General features: G+C 74.9%; 16 protein-coding genes, 1 tRNA gene and 1 pseudogene. 15 read left to right on the forward strand and 3 right to left on the reverse strand.

Translation table 11 applies throughout. The annotated features are described in order from the left end of the window. The first annotated feature begins 26 nt into the window (after window positions 1–26). The 8 genes and pseudogenes from ABZ877_RS01085 to ABZ877_RS01120 all read left to right on the forward strand — a co-directional run bounded on the left by ABZ877_RS01085 (window position 27) and on the right by ABZ877_RS01120 (window position 9,316). Window positions 27–464: a DUF6299 family protein gene (locus tag ABZ877_RS01085; RefSeq protein ID WP_361062192.1), complete on the forward strand. Its 438-nt coding sequence runs from the start codon at window positions 27–29 to the stop codon at window positions 462–464. Between the two features lie 127 nt (window positions 465–591). Next, a complete protein-coding gene (locus ABZ877_RS01090) occupies window positions 592–3,318 on the forward strand; it encodes a LuxR C-terminal-related transcriptional regulator (RefSeq protein ID WP_361062195.1) in 2,727 nt (908 codons plus the stop codon). Between the two features lie 235 nt (window positions 3,319–3,553). Beyond that, entirely contained in the window at window positions 3,554–4,702 is a 1,149-nt protein-coding gene (locus ABZ877_RS01095; RefSeq protein ID WP_361062198.1) for a ThiF family adenylyltransferase, read from the forward strand. Window positions 4,703–4,737: 35 nt separating this feature from the next. Further along, entirely contained in the window at window positions 4,738–5,592 is an 855-nt protein-coding gene (locus ABZ877_RS01100) for a class I SAM-dependent methyltransferase (RefSeq protein ID WP_361062201.1), read from the forward strand. 7 nt (window positions 5,593–5,599) lie between these two features. Next, complete coding sequence (locus ABZ877_RS01105; protein ID WP_361062204.1) at window positions 5,600–7,354, forward strand: M3 family metallopeptidase; 1,755 nt, start codon at window positions 5,600–5,602, stop codon at window positions 7,352–7,354. Then, a complete protein-coding gene (locus tag ABZ877_RS01110) occupies window positions 7,351–8,145 on the forward strand; it encodes a DUF3050 domain-containing protein (protein WP_361062207.1) in 795 nt (264 codons plus the stop codon). The genes ABZ877_RS01105 and ABZ877_RS01110 overlap by 4 nt, the downstream gene beginning before the upstream one ends. After that, window positions 8,142–8,866: pseudogene (locus tag ABZ877_RS01115) on the forward strand (CapA family protein); the annotation flags it as partial. The gene ABZ877_RS01110 and the pseudogene ABZ877_RS01115, both read left to right, overlap by 4 nt. Window positions 8,867–9,082: 216 nt before the next feature. Continuing rightward, the gene (locus ABZ877_RS01120; RefSeq protein ID WP_361062905.1) at window positions 9,083–9,316 is read left to right on the forward strand and encodes a hypothetical protein; all 234 of its coding nucleotides are present in this window, start codon (window positions 9,083–9,085) and stop codon (window positions 9,314–9,316) included. A gap of 9 nt (window positions 9,317–9,325) precedes the next feature. On the opposite strand, the gene ABZ877_RS01125 is transcribed toward ABZ877_RS01120, so the two are convergent. The 3 genes from ABZ877_RS01125 to ABZ877_RS01135 form a co-directional block, all read right to left on the reverse strand. Continuing rightward, a complete protein-coding gene (locus ABZ877_RS01125) occupies window positions 9,326–9,589 on the reverse strand; it encodes a GlsB/YeaQ/YmgE family stress response membrane protein (RefSeq protein ID WP_361062210.1) in 264 nt (87 codons plus the stop codon). Between the two features lie 82 nt (window positions 9,590–9,671). After that, window positions 9,672–10,601: a M48 family metalloprotease gene (locus ABZ877_RS01130; RefSeq protein ID WP_361062213.1), complete on the reverse strand. Its 930-nt coding sequence runs from the start codon at window positions 10,599–10,601 to the stop codon at window positions 9,672–9,674. Further along, window positions 10,598–10,975: a BlaI/MecI/CopY family transcriptional regulator gene (locus ABZ877_RS01135; RefSeq protein ID WP_361062216.1), complete on the reverse strand. Its 378-nt coding sequence runs from the start codon at window positions 10,973–10,975 to the stop codon at window positions 10,598–10,600. The genes ABZ877_RS01130 and ABZ877_RS01135 overlap by 4 nt, the downstream gene beginning before the upstream one ends. A 142-nt stretch (window positions 10,976–11,117) precedes the next feature. Between ABZ877_RS01135 and ABZ877_RS01140 the strand changes: the two genes are divergently transcribed. The 7 genes from ABZ877_RS01140 to ABZ877_RS01170 all read left to right on the forward strand — a co-directional run bounded on the left by ABZ877_RS01140 (window position 11,118) and on the right by ABZ877_RS01170 (window position 17,361). Beyond that, entirely contained in the window at window positions 11,118–11,768 is a 651-nt protein-coding gene (locus tag ABZ877_RS01140) for a phosphatase PAP2 family protein (RefSeq protein ID WP_361062219.1), read from the forward strand. Then, on the forward strand, window positions 11,765–12,454 hold the full coding sequence (locus ABZ877_RS01145; RefSeq protein WP_361062222.1) for a phosphatase PAP2 family protein: 690 nt from the start codon (window positions 11,765–11,767) through the stop codon (window positions 12,452–12,454). Before ABZ877_RS01140 ends, ABZ877_RS01145 begins: the two co-directional genes overlap by 4 nt. Further along, window positions 12,451–13,521, forward strand: a complete 1,071-nt coding sequence (locus tag ABZ877_RS01150) for a sodium-dependent transporter (RefSeq protein WP_361062225.1) — start codon at window positions 12,451–12,453, stop codon at window positions 13,519–13,521. Before ABZ877_RS01145 ends, ABZ877_RS01150 begins: the two co-directional genes overlap by 4 nt. Before the next feature lie 162 nt (window positions 13,522–13,683). Next, window positions 13,684–14,322, forward strand: a complete 639-nt coding sequence (locus ABZ877_RS01155; protein WP_361062228.1) for a DUF1062 domain-containing protein — start codon at window positions 13,684–13,686, stop codon at window positions 14,320–14,322. Window positions 14,323–14,338: 16 nt separating this feature from the next. Then, window positions 14,339–14,776 (forward strand): helix-turn-helix domain-containing protein, encoded by a 438-nt coding sequence (locus tag ABZ877_RS01160; protein WP_361062231.1) that lies wholly within the window; start codon window positions 14,339–14,341, stop codon window positions 14,774–14,776. 173 nt (window positions 14,777–14,949) lie between these two features. Further along, window positions 14,950–15,021 (forward strand) — tRNA-Arg (locus tag ABZ877_RS01165). 3 nt (window positions 15,022–15,024) lie between these two features. Continuing rightward, the gene (locus tag ABZ877_RS01170; RefSeq protein ID WP_361062234.1) at window positions 15,025–17,361 is read left to right on the forward strand and encodes a hypothetical protein; all 2,337 of its coding nucleotides are present in this window, start codon (window positions 15,025–15,027) and stop codon (window positions 17,359–17,361) included. Window positions 17,362–17,485 lie beyond the last annotated feature (124 nt).

The raw sequence follows: 17,485 nt of genomic DNA on the forward strand, positions 1-17,485 counted from the left end.
GTTCCCGAAATCTAGGAGGATGTTCCATGTCGTCTCGGCTCCGCCCTGTCCTGGGCACGACCCTCGGTGTCTCGCTCCTGCTGGCCGCCCCGGCGGCGACGGCCGCCGAACCGTCCGAGTACGTCAAGGTCGACCCGGTCGGGCAGATCACCGAGGACGGCACGGTGACCCTGTCCGGCACCTACCGCTGCGTCAAGAGCACCTCCGTGACCTTCGTGTCCTCCTCCGTCAAGCAGGGCAGCGGCAACACGCGCTACGGCATCGGCGGTTCGACGGCGATGTGCGACGGCGCCGAGCACACGTGGAAGAACAGCGGCAAGGCGCACACGCTCTCGGACGCGGACAAGGTCAAGCCCGGTGTCGCGCACGTCGAGGCCACCTTGATGGAGATGCGCATGCACGGGCTGATCCCGCTGCCGCACTTCCACGCGGTGCAGCAGCAGGACGTGACGCTGAAGGGCTGAGCCGCGCCCCGGGTTCGCGGGCCGGTCGCTGAACGCGGGCCGTCCCGCGCCCGTATCCCCGATATCGGCGCGGGCGCCCCCGCAGTCGGCGAGGCGCCCGCGGTACGTCCATGCGGGGAGGACGGAAGTGGCGCAGACATCGGAGCCTCTGATCGGCCGCGCGGCGGAGCGCCGCGCGCTCGCGCGCGCGGTGGCCCGCCTCGGCGACGGGGCGGGCCAGGCGGTGGAGATCACGGGTGAACCGGGCATCGGCAAGACACGGCTGCTGGCCGAGCTCGGCCGGATCGCGGCGGCCGGCGGCTGCCGGGTGCGGACGGGACGGACCAGGGACCGTGCGACGGCGCCGTCGGCGAAGGTGTGCCGCCTCCCCATGGGCGGGACGGGTGCGAAGGCGGCGCGGTTCAGGAAGCGGCTGGAGTCGGTCACCCCGCCCGGCGGCCTCGTCGTCCTCCTCGACGGGCTCGAACGGGCCGGCGCGGACTGCGTCGCGACGCTCGACGCCCTGTTCCGGGACCCGCCCCGCACCCCGGTGCTGTTCGCCCTCGCCTACCGCCACCGGCAGGCGCCGCCCCCGCTGCGCGCGCTCCTCGGCACCGCGCTGACCGGCGGACTCGGCGTCGAGCGCATCGCCCTCGGACCGCTCGGCCCCCTCACCCCCGAGGACGCCGAGCGCCTGACGGGCCCCTTCACCGGGGACTGGCGGGCTTTGTACCGCGCGGCCGACGGCAATCCCCTCCACCTACGGCTCCTGGCCCGCGCCGGGAAGGGCGGCGACGACGTCACCGCCGCGTTCGAGGCCGAGGTCGCCCGGGACCTCGCGCGGGTCTCCGCGACGGCCCGGCAGGTGGCCCGCGCCGCCTCGGTCATCGGCACCTCGTTCACCTGCGAGCTGGTCGCGGGCGCGGTCGGCGCCGACGAGCTGCCCGTCCTCGCCGCCCTGGACGAACTGGTCGGGGAGGACCTGGTCCGCCCGGCCGCGGAACCCCGCACGTTCACCTTCCGCCACCCGCTGCTGCGGGACGTCGTGCACCGCTCGACCCCGCCGGGCCGGCGCGTCGCCGTGCACACCGCCGTCGCCGCGGCGCTCACCCGCGCCCGCGCGGAGCTGCCGGAACGCGCCCGCCACCTGGAGTACGCGGGCCGGGCGGGCGACCTGGAGGCCGTACGCGTTCTGGCGGACGCCGCGCACCGGATACGCCTGGAGGAACCCGAGTGCGCGGTCCGCTGGCTGCGGGCCGCGCTGCGGCTCCTCCCCGCGGACGCCGAGGGCCCGCGCATCGACCTCCGGCTGCGCCTCGCGCATCTTCTCGGCGCCGTCGGGCGGCTGCGGGAGAGCCGGGACCTGCTGCACGCGGTCCTCGCGGAGCTGCCACGGGAACCGGCCGGGCGCCATGCCGAGGCGGTCGCCGCGTGTGCCTTCGCCGAGCGGTCGCTGGGGCGGCGCGCGGAGTCCCGTTCGCTCCTGACGTGCGCCCTGCGCGGGGCCCGGGACGGCGAGGAGGCCGGCGTCCTCGAGTTCGCGCTCGCCCGCACCGAGCTGGCGGACGGCCGGGCCGCCGACTGCGCCACCCGCGCGGGACGCGCCCTGGCCGACGCCGAGCGGTCCGGCGACCGCCCCCGCGCGGCGGCCGCGCACGCCCTGCTCTCCCTGACCGGCGTCCTCACCGGGGACACCGCCACAGCCCGGGAGCACGGCGCGTCCGCCGCCGCCCACCTCGACGGGCTGCTCGACGGCCACCTGGTGCGCCAGCTCGACGCCCCCGTCTGGCTCGGCTGGAGCGAGGCGCTGCTCGGACGGCAGCGGGACGCGCTCGGCCACCTCGACCGGGCGGTGGCCCTGGCCCGCGGCTCCGTACGGGACTTCGCCCTGGCGCATCTGCTGACGGCCCGCGCGTTCGCCGCCCAGCTGTCCGGGCTGCTCGGCGAGGCGGAGGCCGCCGCCACGGAGGCGCTCGACCTCGCGGTGCGGTGCGGGTCGCAGGAGGCGCGGTCCGGCGCGCTCGCCCTGCTCAGCCGGATCGCCGTCGCCACCGGCGACCACGACGCCGGGCTCCGCGCCGGTGACGAGGCGCTGGACGGGCGGGCGCCCGGCGCGGACGCCTGGTTCGGGGCGTCGGTCGTGCACGCCGTCGCCGAGGCGCGGCTCGCCACGGGGGACGCCGCGGCCTGTCTCGCCGCCGTGCGCGACGCGGGCGGTCCCGGACTCGGCGAGGTTGACCGGTGGTCGCGGGTCGACTGGTGCGAGCTGCTGACGCGGGCCGCGCTGAGCGCGGGGCGCGCGGACGTGGCCGCGTACTGGGCCGGGCGGGCCATGGAGGAGGCCCGCCCCCTCGACCTGCCGGGCCGCACGGGGCTCGCCCTGCTGGCGCGCGCCCATCTGCTCGCCGCCGAGCACCCCGAGACGGCGTACGGCACCGCCATGGCCGCCTGCGAGGGGCTCGGCGCGGCCGGACAGGTCGTCGACGCGCACCGCGCCCGGCTGCTCGCCGCCACCGCGCTCGCCGCCGGCGGGGACGCGCGCCGCGCCGCCGCCGAACTCGTCTCCGTACAGCGGGTGTTCGCGAGCTGCGGAGCCCGCGCCCTCGCCCGTACGGCGGCCACCGAGCGGCGCCGCGTCCTTGGCCGCGCCGCCCGGCCCACCGCGCGCGAGGACGGCGTGGAACTGCTCACCCGGCGCGAGGGCGAGGTGGCCCTCCTCGTCAGCGAGGGGCTGACGAACCGGCAGATCGCACACCGTCTGAAGGTCACCGAGAAGACCGTGCAGATGCACCTCTCGCACGCCTTCGCCAAGCTCCGCGTCCCCTCGCGCGCCGCGCTCGCCAGCGTCGTCGTCCGGGCCGCCGCGGGCACCTGACGGCGGCACGAACCTGGGGTATGTGCCAATACCCCGGAGCCTCCCGCCTTCCGCACTGTGGAACCTGTCGGAACTACTTCGCCGGGGAGGTGAACAGCATGTCGATCGTCCTCAAGACCCGCAAGACGAGCATCGCCGGCCGCGCCGTCGCCACCTGATGAACGTCGCGGGCGTGCGGCCCGCGCCGCACGCCCGCCTCCGACACCCGCCCACCACCGCCTACGGGGGACGCACCATGAGCCAGCACCAGCCGCACCGGACCCGACCACGGATCAAGCCGACCTTGCCGGTGTACCGCGTGGCCGGCCAGATCCACATCCAACTGCCCGGAAAGAACATCGAGTTGGCCGACGAGAACGGCGCCGTCGCGGCGTTCGTCCACCTGCTCGACGGCACCAGGACCGTACCGGAGGTGGTGGAGGCGCTGCGCGCCGAGGACGCCGCCGTCACCGAGCGGGAGGTGGAGCAGGCCGTACGGGACTTCGCCGCCGCCGGGCTCCTGGAGGACGGCGCCGCCGAGACCGGCCTCGACGCCCACCACCTGGAGCGCTGGAAGCGCAACCTCGGCTTCCTGGAGAACTACAGCTCCCTGGAGACCAGCAAGTACGAGCTGCAACGCCGGATGCGCGACTACCGCGTCGTCCTCCTCGGCCTCGGCGGCGTCGGCAGCCACATGCTGTACGACCTCGTCGGCCTCGGCGTACGCGACATCCGGGTAGTCGACTTCGACACCGTCGAGCTGTCCAACCTCAACCGGCAGATCCTCTACCGCGAGGAGGACATCGGCCGCGCGAAGATCGAGGTCGCCGCCGAACGCATCCTCGCCTACGACCCGCTGCTCAAGCTCGACACCCGCTCCACCTACATCGGCAGCGCCGAGGAGGCGCTCGCCGTGGTCGAGGGCCGCGACCTCGTCCTGTCGGCCGTCGACATGCCGAAGATGCAGGTCGTCAACTGGATCAACCAGGCGTGTGTCGAGGCGGGCGCGACCCTGATCACCGGGGGCGTCGACAGCCGCCGCATCGCCTACTACACGATGATCCCGGGCGTCACCGGCTGCGTGGAGTGCTGGAAGGCCGACGTCGCCGAGCGGGACCCCGTCCTCGCGGAGCTGAGCGCCAAGAAGACCGAGTGGGCCGAGACGCACGGCTCCGAGCCCCGCTTCCCCGAGGACATGTCGGCGTTCGGCGCGCTCGTCACGCTGTACACCGCGCACGTGCTCGCCGAGGTCGTCCGACTCTCCACCGGCATCGCGCCCTCCACCTCGCAGGGCCGGCTCATGGAGGCGTACTTCGACGACGCGGTGCCGCGCGAGTCCGAGCGCTGGAGCCGCCGCCCCGACTGCCCGGTCTGCTCCCACCTGCCCGCCTCGGCCGCGGCCTGACCGGGACCTCACCGGAAGAGGGGGAGGACGACCCGATGCGAACACCCCGTGTGCGGACGCGCGCGCCCGAGGACCCGGGCCGCTGCGTCGAGCGCAACCGCGACCTGTGGGACACCTGGACCGGCTTCCACGTCACCAGCGGCCACTACGACGTCCAGGGCTTCCTGCGCGGCCGCTCCACCCTGCAACCCTTCGAACCCGCCGAACTGGGGGACGTCACGGGACGCTCCCTGATCCACCTCCAGTGCCACTTCGGCCTCGACACCCTGAGCTGGGCCCGCCGCGGCGCCCGCGTGACCGGCGTGGACTTCTCCCCGGCCGCCATCGACCAGGCCCGCAAACTCGCGCAGGAGGCGGACCTGCGAGCACAGTTCCTGTGCGCTCGCGTCGACGAACTCCCGGAGTCGCTCGACGGCTCCTTCGACATCGTCTACGTGTCGTGCGGCTCCGTCGTGTGGCTGCCGGACATCGCCCGGTGGGCCCGCTCGGCCGCCCGACTCCTCGCGCCGGGCGGCGTCCTGTACGTGACCGAGTACCACCCGGTCCTGCACACCCTGGACTTCGACGACGACGCCCGCGAACCCGTCCTGCGCTACCCGTACTTCCACCGCCCCGAGCCCATCGCGCACGAGCTGCACGGCACCTACACGGACTCCTCCGACGACGTCACCGAGTCCGGCTACACCTGGGCCCACTCGCTCGGCTCGATCGTGACCAGCGTGGTCGACGCGGGCCTGCGCCTTGAGTTCCTGCACGAGTTCCCCTCCGCGCAGTTCGCCGTCCTGCCCTACCTGGAGCGCCACGAGGACGGCAGGTACCGGCTCCCCTCGCACGTCGAGGGCGAGCTGCCCCTGCTGTTCACGCTGCGCGCCGTCCGGCCGGAGGGGTGAGCGGGCCGTGCGATGGGATCTGACGTCCCTTGCGCCACCGCCCGACGGACCGGCCGTCGCGGCACGCGCGCGTGGCTGCGCCGAACGCTGGCGCGGCCGCGTCGCCTCCCTCACCCCGCGCGATCTCGCACGGCTCCTGCGCGACCTCGGGGAGGCGCGCGCGGGCCTGCTGCACCTGGTGGCGTACGCGGCGCTCCACCAGGCCCTGGACGTGTACGGCGAGAAGGGCGCCCAGCTCGCCCTGGAGGCGGACGAGGTGACGGACACCGTCGACCGGGCGCTCCGCTTCTTCGACACCGAGTGGCAGGCGCTGCCCGAGGCCCGCGCCGAGCGGCTGCTCGGCGCAACGGGCCTCGCCACCTACCGCCACCTGCTGCGCACCGCGCGGCAGGCGTCCGCCGTGCGCCTCCCCGAGCGGGACGAGGCGCTCCTCGCGGCCCGCGAACCCCTCGCCCAGGCGTGGGGCCTCCTGCACGACCGGCTGCTCGCCCCCTACGACGAGGCCCTGTACGGGATCGCCCACCCGGACCCGGCGGTGCGCAGGACCGCGTACACCACCCTGGCCGAGGGCCTGGAACCGCACGCCGCCACCCTCGCCCTCGCCTACGACACCCTGGTCGCCGACCGGCTCGCGACGGACGGGCTGCGCGGTGTGCGCCACCCCCGCGCCCTGAGCGACCTCGACCATCAGCTCGACCCGGCCACGGTCGACCACATGCTCGCCGAGACGGAACGTCACAGCCCGCTCGCCGAGCGGTGGTTCAGGCACAAGGCGCACCGGCTCGACGTACGGGTCCTCGCGCCCTGGGACGAGCGGGCGCCGCTCACCGCGCCGCCCGGGGGCCCGATCGAGCTGCCGGAGGCCATCGAGATCATCTGCGCGGCCTTCGCGCGGGTGTCGCCGGAGATGGCCCGCGTCGCCCGGCGCGTCGTCGCGGAGGGGCGGATCGACACCGTGGCCCGCCCCGGCCGCGTCTCCCGCGCCTTCTCCCTGCCGGTCCCGTCCGAGCGGACCTGCTTCGTCCTCGTCAGCTACGAGGGGCGCCCCGCCGACGTCCTCGACCTGGCCCATGAACTCGGCCACGCCGTCGCCTTCGTCCTCGCGGCGGAGGAACAGCCCGCACTCGTCTACGACGCCCCGACCGCGCTCTCCGAGGTACCCGCGTGCTTCGCTGAGCTGGCCGTCCTCGACCGGCTCATGGCCGACCGGAACCCGCGGCGCGCCGAGGCGGCGGCCGAGCTGTGGCTCGACCGCTGCGTGACCACCGTCTTCCGGCAGGCGCTCATCACCTCCTTCGAGCAGGCCACGTATGAGCTGCGCGGCCGGGGCAGGGTCCTGGACGCCGCCGCGCTCGGCGACCTCTGGGAGACGGCGCACCGGGCCACCTACGGCACCTCCCTCGCGCCCGGCGCCCTGCACCGCCTGGGCTGGATGCGGATCCCGCACCTGTTCCAGGGCCGCTTCTACAACTACGCCTACACGTTCGCGTGGCTCGCGGCGGTCGGCCTGCACGCCCGGCGGCGGACCGCCCCGGCGTCGTTCGGCGCCGACTTCACCGCGTTCCTGCGGGCGGGCGGCACCGAACCGCCCCACCTGCAACTGGCCCGTCTGGGGCTGCGGATCGACGCCCCGGCGAGCTGGCGGGCGGCCTTCGCCGAGATCCGCCTCCGCCTCGACGCGCTCACCGCGCCCGGCCGCCCGGACGGCGGCAGGCCCCTTCCTCACCCCTCTCCCGACTCTTCGGACCGGAGCCCGGCATGATGTCCGACCGCTACCACTGGAACCGCACCCACCCCGGCCTCACCGGCCTGCACCTGGCCGTCGAGCCCGACCGCCTGCTGATCGTGAACCACCGGATGTACGACGGGCTCGACCGGCTCGACCGCATCCGGGTCTTCCTCCAGCACCACGTCTTCGCCGTCTGGGACTTCATGTCCCTCCTGAAGAGCCTGCAACGCGAGCTGACCTGCGTCGGCGTGCCCTGGGTGCCGCAGGGCCCGACGACCAGCCGCCGCCTCATCAACGACATCGTCCTGACGGAGGAGAGCGACGAACTCGGCGACGGCTACCTCAGCCACTTCGAGCTCTACCTCCGCGCCATGGCCGAGGCGGGCGCCGACACCGCGCCCATCCACTCCTTCGTCGACCGGCTCAGGGCCGGCACCCCGGTACCCGAGGCCCTCAAGCTCGCCGAGGCGCCGCAGGCCGCCGTCGACTTCGTCGCCGGGACCTGGGACATCATCGAGTCCGCGCCCGTCCACGCGCAGGCGGCGGCCTTCGCGTTCGGCCGCGAGGACCTGATCCCGGAGATGTTCGAACGCGTCCTGCGCATCGAGGACGCCCAGCCTCAGCTCGCCACCTTCAAGGACTACCTGGTCCGCCACATCGACCTCGACGGCGAGCAGCACACCCCGATGGCGATGCAGATGCTCATCGACCTCTGCGCCGACGACCACGACAAGTGGGCCGAGTGCGCGGTCACCGTGCGCCGCGCCCTCGTGGCCCGGCACACCCTGTGGAGCGCCGTCGCCGACCAGCTCATGCGGGCATGAGCACGAGGATCGTCGCGGCGGTCGGGGACGTCCTGGTCGACCGGGAGCACCCGGGGCGCGCGCTCGACGCGGTGCGGCCGGTCCTGGACGGCGCCGACCTGGTCTTCGGCAACTTCGAGGGCGTCCTCACCGACACGCACCCCGTGGCGCCCGGCATGACCGCGTCGACCGTGGTGGCGACCGCCAACGCCGCGCCGCTCGCGGCCTTCGACGTCATGTCGCTGGCCAACAACCACGCCATGGACGCCGGTCACGCAGGTCTGAAGGACACGGTGGCGGCCCTCGCGGCGCGGGGCGTCACCACGGCCGGGGCCGGCGGGAACCTCGCGGAGGCGCTGCGCCCCGCGGTGGTCCCGGTCGGCGGCGCCGAGATCGCGGTGGTGGCCTGCGCGTCCGTCCTGCCGGTCGGCGCGCAGGCGGGCCCCGCGACACCGGGGATCGCGCCCTTGCGCGCCGAGGACTGCTACACCGCGCCGCTGCCGGGCCACATCTGCCCCGGTGTCCCCGCGAAGGTGGTGTCGGTCCTGGACGAGCGGGACTGGGCGGCGGTCGAGGAGGCCGTCACGCGGGCCCGCGCCCGGGCGGGGCTGGTCGTGGTCAGCGTGCACTGGGGCGACCACACCCGGCCGTGGGTGATCACCGAGCACGAGCGGTTCTGCGCCGAACTCCTCGCGGCGCGGGCGCCGATCTCGTCCTCGGCCACCATCACCACCTGTGGCGCGGCGCCGAGTTCCTCGGGGACACGCCGGTCCTCTACGGCCTCGGCCACCTCGTGTTCGACATGCCGCGCTTCCCCGGTGAACTCCGGGCGCACGGCGTGGACGTGGACCGTGCGACCCCGGCCGAGCTGGAGGCGGCGTTCGGCCCGTACGGCTTCTATCCGCGGCCGGACAGCAGCCCCGCGTACCCCTTCCACCCGGCCTCCCGGATCACCGCCGTGGCGCTCGCCGAGTTCGACGACGCCGGGGGCGGTGTCGGCCGCTGCGGTCTGGTGCCGTGCCTGATCGACGGTGAGGGCACGCCCCGGCCGGTCGGCCGCGACGACCCGCGCTGGGACGAGGTCCTCGCGCACTTCAGGGCGGCCATGACCGAGCCCCGGCTCACCACACAGGTGGTGGACCGGGGCGAGGTGTTCCGCGGCTTTGCGCTGGTGACCCTGGAACGAGGGTGAACGTAGGTGTCAGCGGCGGCCCTTGAGCTGCTCGACGCCCGCCACGCCGACGGCGGCGAGGCCGACCTGGATGGCGAGTTCGATCCAGTCGATCCCGGCCGTGTCCGCGACGCCGAAGGCACCGGCGAGGGCCGTGCCGACGAGGGCCGCGATGATACCGACCGCGATCGTCCACAGAATGCCGATGCGCTGACGGCCGGGCAGCACCAGGCGCCCCAGAAGCCCGATCACGATGCCGATCACGATCGCGGTGATGATTCCGGAGATCTCCACAGCGCCCGCCTCCCTTCGGCTTCCCTGTGAAGCCGTCCGCGTACGAGTGCCCCGGCGCGGCGGTGCCACTCCGGCGCACGGCTCAGCGGCTCGCCTCGCCCTGGGCGACCTCGACGGCGTGGTGGAGGACGAGGGCGCCGTCGGCGCCGGTGGTGACGGCGAGGAGCGCGCAGGCGGCGAGGGACGCGGCGAGCCAGGCCGCCGCGCGGGGCCGCGTGGCGGGGGAGAGGAGCGCGGCGACCCGCTGCGGAACGGGCCCGGTCGCGGCGGCCGGGGCGAAGTCCGGCCGGACGGAGGGCGTGCCCCGGCCCGCGAGCGCGGCGCGGGCGACGGCCCGCGCGGTCAGGCGCCGGTCCCCGGTGGCGCGGGCGGCGGCCTCGTCGGCGGCGCGTTCCACGGCGAGCCGCAGGGCGGTGCGGGTGGTGCGCAGGGCGGGGTGGCAGTGGGCGGCCAGTTCGGCGGCGGCCAGGACGTAGTGGTGGCCGCCCCGGTTGTGGGCGCGTTCGTGGGCGAGGAGGGCGTCGCGCTCGGCGGCGTCGAGGCTGCGCAGCATCGCGGTGGTGACCACGATCCGGTGCGGCCTGCCGGGCAGCGCGTAGGCGTCGGGGTGCGGCGACTCGATGACGCAGAGGTCGCCCGCGACGGGCCGGTGGTCCGCCTGCCGGGTCGCCGTACGGAAGGCGCGCAGCTGGCGCACCGCCCAGCGGGTCAGTGTCCAGGCGCTGACGGCGAGCGCCCCGGTGGCCGCGGCGGCGACGGGGAGGGTGAGCAGCCCGGACGGTGTGCTCAGGGGGTGGACGAGCTCGGCGAGCGCGGCCATGCCGGGCAGGGTGAGCAGGCCCGCGAGCACGAGGGTGCCGAGGGCGACGACCGAGGCACCGGCGAGCGCGAGCGCGCTGGCGGTCAGCACGTACACGGCCGTGACGGGGGCCAGGCGGCGTACGGCGCGGCGGGCCAGCGGCGCTGCCGTGAACGGCAGCAGCAGCGGCGCGAGGAGGAGCAGCGGCGTCACGAGCCGTCGTCCTCGAGGAGCCGGCGCAACACCTCTTCGTCGTCGGGGGAGAGCTGGGCGACGAAACGCGCAAGGACGGAGGCGCGGTCCTCGTCCCGGTCGAGCTCGGAGTGCATACGGCGTGCGGTGAGGCCCGGCGCGTCCTGCACGGGGAAGTACGCATAGCCGCGACCTTGGCGTTCGCGGCCGACCATGCCCTTCTCGTACAGACGGGTGAGGATGGTCGTCACCGTGGTCCGCGCCAGGTCACGGGCGAGACCGGCCTGCACCTGGCCCGGGGTGCGCGGGCCGTCGGCGGCCCACAGCGCGGCCATGACGGCCGCCTCCAGCTCGCCCGCCGGGCGGCGTTCGTCACCTTCACCCGATGTGGTCATGGAACGTTCCTCACCCCGTTATCGTCTACAGTCACGTAGACCGTCTACATCATTGTAGTCGGTCACCGCGATGTGCCACGGCCCCGGCCGGTCACGGACGCAACGCGGACGACGAACGACCACGACGCGAGGGCACACGACGATGACCACAGCCATACACCACCTATCGTCTCAGCTCGCCGCCGCGACGCCGGACACCCGCCCCCCGCACCTCGACGGCCCGGCCTACGCGGACGTGGTGCGGCTCGCCGGGCGCGCGCCCGGGTGGCTGGACACGGCGGTCGCCGACTGGTCCACGTACGGGCTGCTCCTGTTCGCCGTGCTCATGGCCTGGGGCTGGTGGCGGGCGCGCCGGACCGACGCCGAGACCGCGCTGCTCGCGCTCGCCGCCCCCGTCCTCGTCGTCGCGGCGTTCGCGGTGGACCTCGCGCTGAAGTCCGCCGTGCGCGAGGACCGCCCCTGCCGCACCCTGCGCCTCGCCACCCTGGAGACGTGCCCGGCGCCCGGGGACTGGTCCTTCCCCAGCAACCACACCGCGCTCGCCGCGGCGGCCGCGGTGGCGCTGTGGTGCGTCTCGCGCCGCCTCGGCGCCCTCGCCGTGCTCGCCGCCGCCGCGATGGCCGTCTCCCGCGTCTGGGTGGGCGCGCACTACCCGCACGACGTCCTCGCCGGAGCCGCCGTCGGCGCCCTGACCGCCCTGGCCGGCACCACCCTGCTGCGCCGCCGCCCGTCCCTGGCCAGAAACCTCGCCGCCACCCGGCTGCGGCCCCTGCTCCTCGCGGCGTCACCGTGAACCGCCGCGACCTGGCCGACCTGGCGGGCAGCGTCGGGCTCGGCGCCGGGGCCGCCCTCGGCCTCCTCACCATGATCGTCGTCGGCCGCGACGGCGCCCCGCTCGACCAGGACACCCACGCGCTGCACTGGTTCCTCGGCCACCGCTCCGCCGAGACCGTGGCCCTGGCGCGCGGCGTCACCGCCACCGGCACCGGCGTCGTCCCCTACGCCCTCGTCGTCCTGGCCGGCTGCCTCGTGGGCCGCTCCGCACGGCAACGGCTCACCGCCACGGCGCTCGGCCTGCTCTGCCTCGCCGGGGGACAGGCCCTGCGTCTCACCGTCATGCTCCTGGTCCACCGGCCGCGCCCCCCGGCCGCCGACTGGGCGGGCCACGCGTCCGGCTGGGCGTTCCCCTCCGGGCACACCACCACCGCCGCACTGACCGCGGGCATCCTGCTCATCGCCGTACGCCTGCGCGCGCCACGCGGCGGCACCCCGCTGATGTGCGCGGTCGTCCTGTGGGGCCTGCTGGTGGGGGTGAGCCGCGCGGTGCTCGCCGTGCACTGGGCCACGGACGTGCTGGCGGGGTGGCTGTTCGCCGCGGCATGGGCCGGCGGGTGCCTGTGCGCCGCCGCCTGGTGGCTGCCCCAGGACCTCACCCCCGCACGCGCACCGGCCCCGCACGACCCGGCGGAGGCGTCATGACCGCACCCGGCGAACGAGCCACCCACCTGCTGCGCCGACATCTCGGATGGGCCGTCACCGCCGCCTACCTCGCCGCGCTGCTCGCGCCCGGCCCGGGGGAGTGGCTGCGCCGCCCGCACACGATCGCTCTCGCGCATGCGGGCGCGCTGCCGGTCCGGAGCGCCGCCTGTCTGCTCGCCCTGGTGCTGTTCGCGGCGGGACTCCAGGTGGACGTACGGACACTGGGGCGGCTGTCACGACGGCCCGGCATCCTGCTCACCGGGATCGGCCTGCACCTGGCCGCCCCGCTGCTGATCATCCCGCCCGTCGTCCTCCTGCTGCGCCAGTCACCGGACAGCGACGGCGGCAGCGGTCTGGTCACCGCGATGATCCTCATCGTGGCGATGCCGGTCGCGGCCGGGGCCACCGTATGGACCGGCAAGGGCCAGGGCGACCAGCCGACCATGGTGGCCCTCGTCCTGACCTCCACCCTGCTCAGCCCCCTCACCATCCCCCTGACCGTCACGCTCCTCTCCCCGCTCCTGTCGGGCGGCTACGCGCACACGCTCGCCGCCGCCGGACAGCGCCTGCACAGCGGCTCCACGCTCGGCGCGGTGGTGCTGCCCTGCGCGGCGGGTCTGCTGTGCCGCCTGCTGTCGCCGCCGCGCTGGACCGAACGGCTCTCCTCCGTCGTCGCCCCCGCCGCCCTCGCCGGCTCACTGCTGCTGACCTACGTGAACGCCAGCGGCGCCCTCGGCTCCTTCCTGGCCCGGCCGCGCCCCCTGCTGCTCCTGGCGGCGGTCGCCGTCGCCGCGCTGGTCTGCGCGTTCTCCTTCGCCCTGGGCCGCCTCACCGCCCGCGCCCTGCGCCTCGACCCGCCCGTGGCGTCCTCCCTCACGCTGGCCTGCGGCATGAACAACAGCAGCGCGAGCGCGGTCCTGCTCACCACCGCGCTGCCCGACAAACCGCATCTGCTCATGCCGGTCCTGGCGTACGGGCTGATGCAGAAGACCGCCGCGAACCGCGTCGTACGCCCCCGTGCGCGGGCCGGGGCCGCACCCCGGAAAAGCGGTGGAGCCCGCCGCTGACGCAAGCTACGGTGCTGCCGGACCACACCGCCCGACACCCCTGTGAGGACGTGCCGTTGTACACCTCGTGAGACACCCCGAACGCTGACCGGTCGCGCGCCGCGCCCACGTGTCGCGCTGCTCTCCGCTGCGGTCCCGTCTCACCGAGAACGGTGCGTTCCTGTGCTCACGACCTGGTGGGTCACACCCACCTGTCTTCCTCTCGTCCGGCGTCGTTGTCCCACGTGTGCGGCAGGGTCCGCGTCCGCGTCCGCGGGCTTCCGGACGGACGGCAAGTTCCGTGTCAACGCCCACCACAAGCGCATCGACGCCTGGCTCCTCGCGCTCTGCACCCGGTGCGGCGAGACGGCCAAGCTGACGGTCCTGGAGCGCAGGCCCGTCCGCTCCGTGCGGCCCGCGCTGCTGGACCGTATGCACGCCAACGACCCCGCGCTGGCGGCGGAGTTGCTCCAGGACCCGGCCGTACGGCGCCGCAACCACGTCACCCTCGACTGGGAGGGTGCCTGGCGCCTCGACACCGGCGAACCCGCCCACCCGCGCGGTGAACGCCGCGAACCCCTCGATGTCGCGGTGCGTTTCGCGGCGCCCGTACCCGTCCGGCCGACACGGCTGATCGCCGAGGGGTGCGGTCTCGCGCGGGCCGAGGTCGGGCGGCTGATCCGGCAGGGCCGTCTCGTCTCGGCGGTCCGCCTGGAGGGCAGGCTGTCCGCCGACTTCACGTTCACGCTCCGTCCCCGCGCCCATGGCGTGCCCCTCGCACCCCTGTCTCGTTGGTCTGTGTGTCTGACACCTGTTCGATGAAGAGAGAGGCGCCGCATTGACGCGTACGAGCAAGCAGATCAAGAGGAGCAACAAGAAGAGCAAGAAGAAGGGCCGCAGGCACCGGACGGTCAACCGGACGCCCCGCCCGGTCGGCAGCCCGTCCCGCCCGGACCCGACCCCCGCGACACCGGAAGGCGCGCGCAGACAGGCCCCGGCCGTCCCGGCCCCGGCCACCGAACCGCGCCTCGACGGTGAGCGGGGCGGGGCCGACGCCGAGGTGATCGCCAAGCTGAACCGGACGACCCACACCACCTGGTCCTGGCTGCGGCAGGCGACGCCGGAGCGTGCCTGGACGGTGGAGGAGGTGAGCGAGGCGGTCGGCTTCACCCCGCGCACCGTCACCCGCCACCTCCAGACCCTGGCGACGCACGGTCTGGCGGACCAGGACGCCACCGGTGCCTGGAGCGCGACACCCCAGGTCGCGGCGCGCTGACGATCTTCCCCCAGCGAGGGAGCGCCCTGGTGGGGCCGGGCCGGAAACCGAACGGGATCCGACCCGGCCCGACCGGGCACGCAAGGGTGGAAGCGTGTGCCGCGTCCACCCGGGAGGGCACCGGAAAAGTCTGTTGAGCGGCGCGGCTGACCTCCCCTACGCTCCCGGTTCATCGGCGTGTAGCTCAGCAGCAGAGCACCGGGCTCCGGACCCGGAGGGCGCAGGGGCGGAACCTGCCACGCCGGCTTATGAACGATGACGCTGAACAGCAGCACTCCGGACCCGCCCCGATGCCGGCACCGGTCGTCTCCACGGGGTACGCGCGCCACCAACTGGCCAAGGCCTTCGTCACCGCGCTGACCCATGAGGACGACGCCGCGAGGGACCGCGCCGAGAGGCGCGTACGGGACTGGCGCGCCGTGCTGGCGGGGATGGCGGCCGGAACCCTCACGATCGGGTCGCGGACCCCCGTGCGCGGGCTGCCCGCCTGGATCACCCCCAAGGTCGTCCGGGGCGGCTTCGTCACCGGCGAGGCGAGCGCCTCCGGCCCCTTGCTGCCGTACGAGACCGAGGCGGCCCGCGCCGCGGGCGTCCCCGCCGACCGGGGCGCCCTCTTCGCGTACAGCCTCACCGAGCCGGGGCTCGCCCGCCTCGGCGCGCTTCTTGACTCCGGGCGCTACGAGGTGACCGTCCCCGAGGAGGCCGTGCTGCTCACGGTGGCGTGGCTCGTGCGCGCGGGGGAGGTGGAGGCGGCTGTCGAACTCGTCGGCGCCGTACGGCCGTTCGCTGACCGGCTGCGCTTCCTGCCCCGGCCGTCCGCGACCCCGGCGCCCGACGCCCGCGCCGTCCACCGCCGCACCGTGGGCGACGCCGCGCACACCCTGTCCCGGCGCCGTCCGAACGACGCCGTCGAGACGCAGCGCGAGGCCCTCACCGTATGGCAGCCCTTCGGCGACGAACTGCTCGCGCTGTGGCTGGAGACGGCCGACGACAGCGGACAGGTGCTCCGGTCGGCCCCGGACGCGGCGTGGCGGCGGCGCGCGGCCGAACTGCTCGACCGGTACCACCGGTTGGCGGTCGAGCACGCCCGCTGCACCAAGCACCGCAGGCCGAAGGAGAACCTGGCCGTCCTGCGCGGCGCTCTGGAGGAGACCGTCGCGGGCCGCGCCCTCGACGCGCGGCGCCTCGGTCTCCTGCGCCACGTCGTCGCGTCCATGGTCCGCCGTCGCGGCGCGCCCGGCTCGGAGCGGCTCCGCGCCCTGCGCGACCGTCAGGCGGCCCAGGCGGCGCTCCCCTCCCACCACGCGTTCGCCCAGCTCCTGCTGCGCCGCATCGCACCCCTGCCCCAGGACGCGGGTGCGGCCGACGTCGCCCCGCTGACCGCTCCCGTGACCGATGAGGAGAGCCGGGCGACCGGACTGCTCGCGGGCGCGCCGGTCCCGGACGCCCTGTGCCGCACCGTGGAGACCTCGCTGAGCGCGAGCGTCGACGTACTCGTGGAGCGCGGCGTCGTGCCCTCCGCGGAGGTCCTCGCCGAACTCGTCCCGCAGCTGGTCGCCGCCACCACCGCCGAGGCGTACGCCGACGACGCGCTGCGCACCCTGGTCGCGGTGAACTACCGGGCCTTCCGGGCGCGCCGCTCCCTGCTCCTGCTCAATCTGGCCCATCAGATACGGGTGGAGGAACTGCCGTGGGTGAAGGCCCTCGCCCCGCATCAGAACGCCGAGGCGGTCGAGGACACGGCGCGTGAAGTGCTGCGTCAGGTGGGCGAGTTGGCGGTGGGCGCGTTTCCGGGCACCCTCCTGCCCAACCCGCTGGTCCGTGAACTGTCCGTCCTCGCCCGGCAGGCGGAGCTCGGCGCGCCCTTCGTCGAGGAGCTGGCCGCCGACATCTTCATGGGGACGTTCACCCCCAAGTTCCTCCAGGCGGCCCGCGTCGCGGCCGAACTCCTCACCGGCACGCTGTACGAGCGGTACTACGGCATCGACTACGCGGCCGTCCGCAACCTCGCCATCGCCGAGACGGGCACCGACCTGACCCGGACCCGCCGGTCCCGGACCTCACCGGGCTTCGCCGAGCTGTGCAGGGCGCGGGCCGGGGCCGGTGACACCCGGTCGGTCGCGGTCAACGGCACGGTGATCGAGCAGGCGCAGATCCTCACCACGCACAATCTGGCCACCCTGGTCCACCGCGTCGGCATCGCGCCCGGCCCCGGCTGGGACGAGCTCGCCCGCCACGCCTACCGCACGGTGTGCCGACTGGTGGCCCGGGTGCGGGGCAACCCGCGTCCGCTCGCCACCGTCAAGGACGCGGCGTATGCCTGGCGCCAGATGATCTTCTACGTCTCCCTCTGCCCGGCCCGCACGCAGCGCGCCTTCCTGGACTGGACGGACGAGGAGACGGCACGCCACCCGGGCCACGTCGCCGCCCGCCTGGCCCCGGCCCGCGCGGGGCTGCGCCTGGCGACGGCCGACCCGGACTTCCGCTTCGCCCCGGACGGCACCGACGGCACCGGCTCCGCCTCCCCGGCCAGACGCTTCCAGGGCTGGACGACGAAGCGGCACTGGATCACCGAGCGGCCCTGACCCGCCCGCGGCAGCGGTGGCCGCGTCGAGTGGCTGCCGCAAACATGGGTACCGGGAGTCTTTCCGAGCAAGCGTCCGTCCGGAGTGAGACATGGGCAGCAACGACCAGAGCGAGACGGCCACG

This window comes from Streptomyces sp. NPDC046939 (assembly GCF_040644575.1).
In the GTDB taxonomy this organism is placed as follows: Bacteria; Actinomycetota; Actinomycetes; order Streptomycetales; family Streptomycetaceae; genus Streptomyces.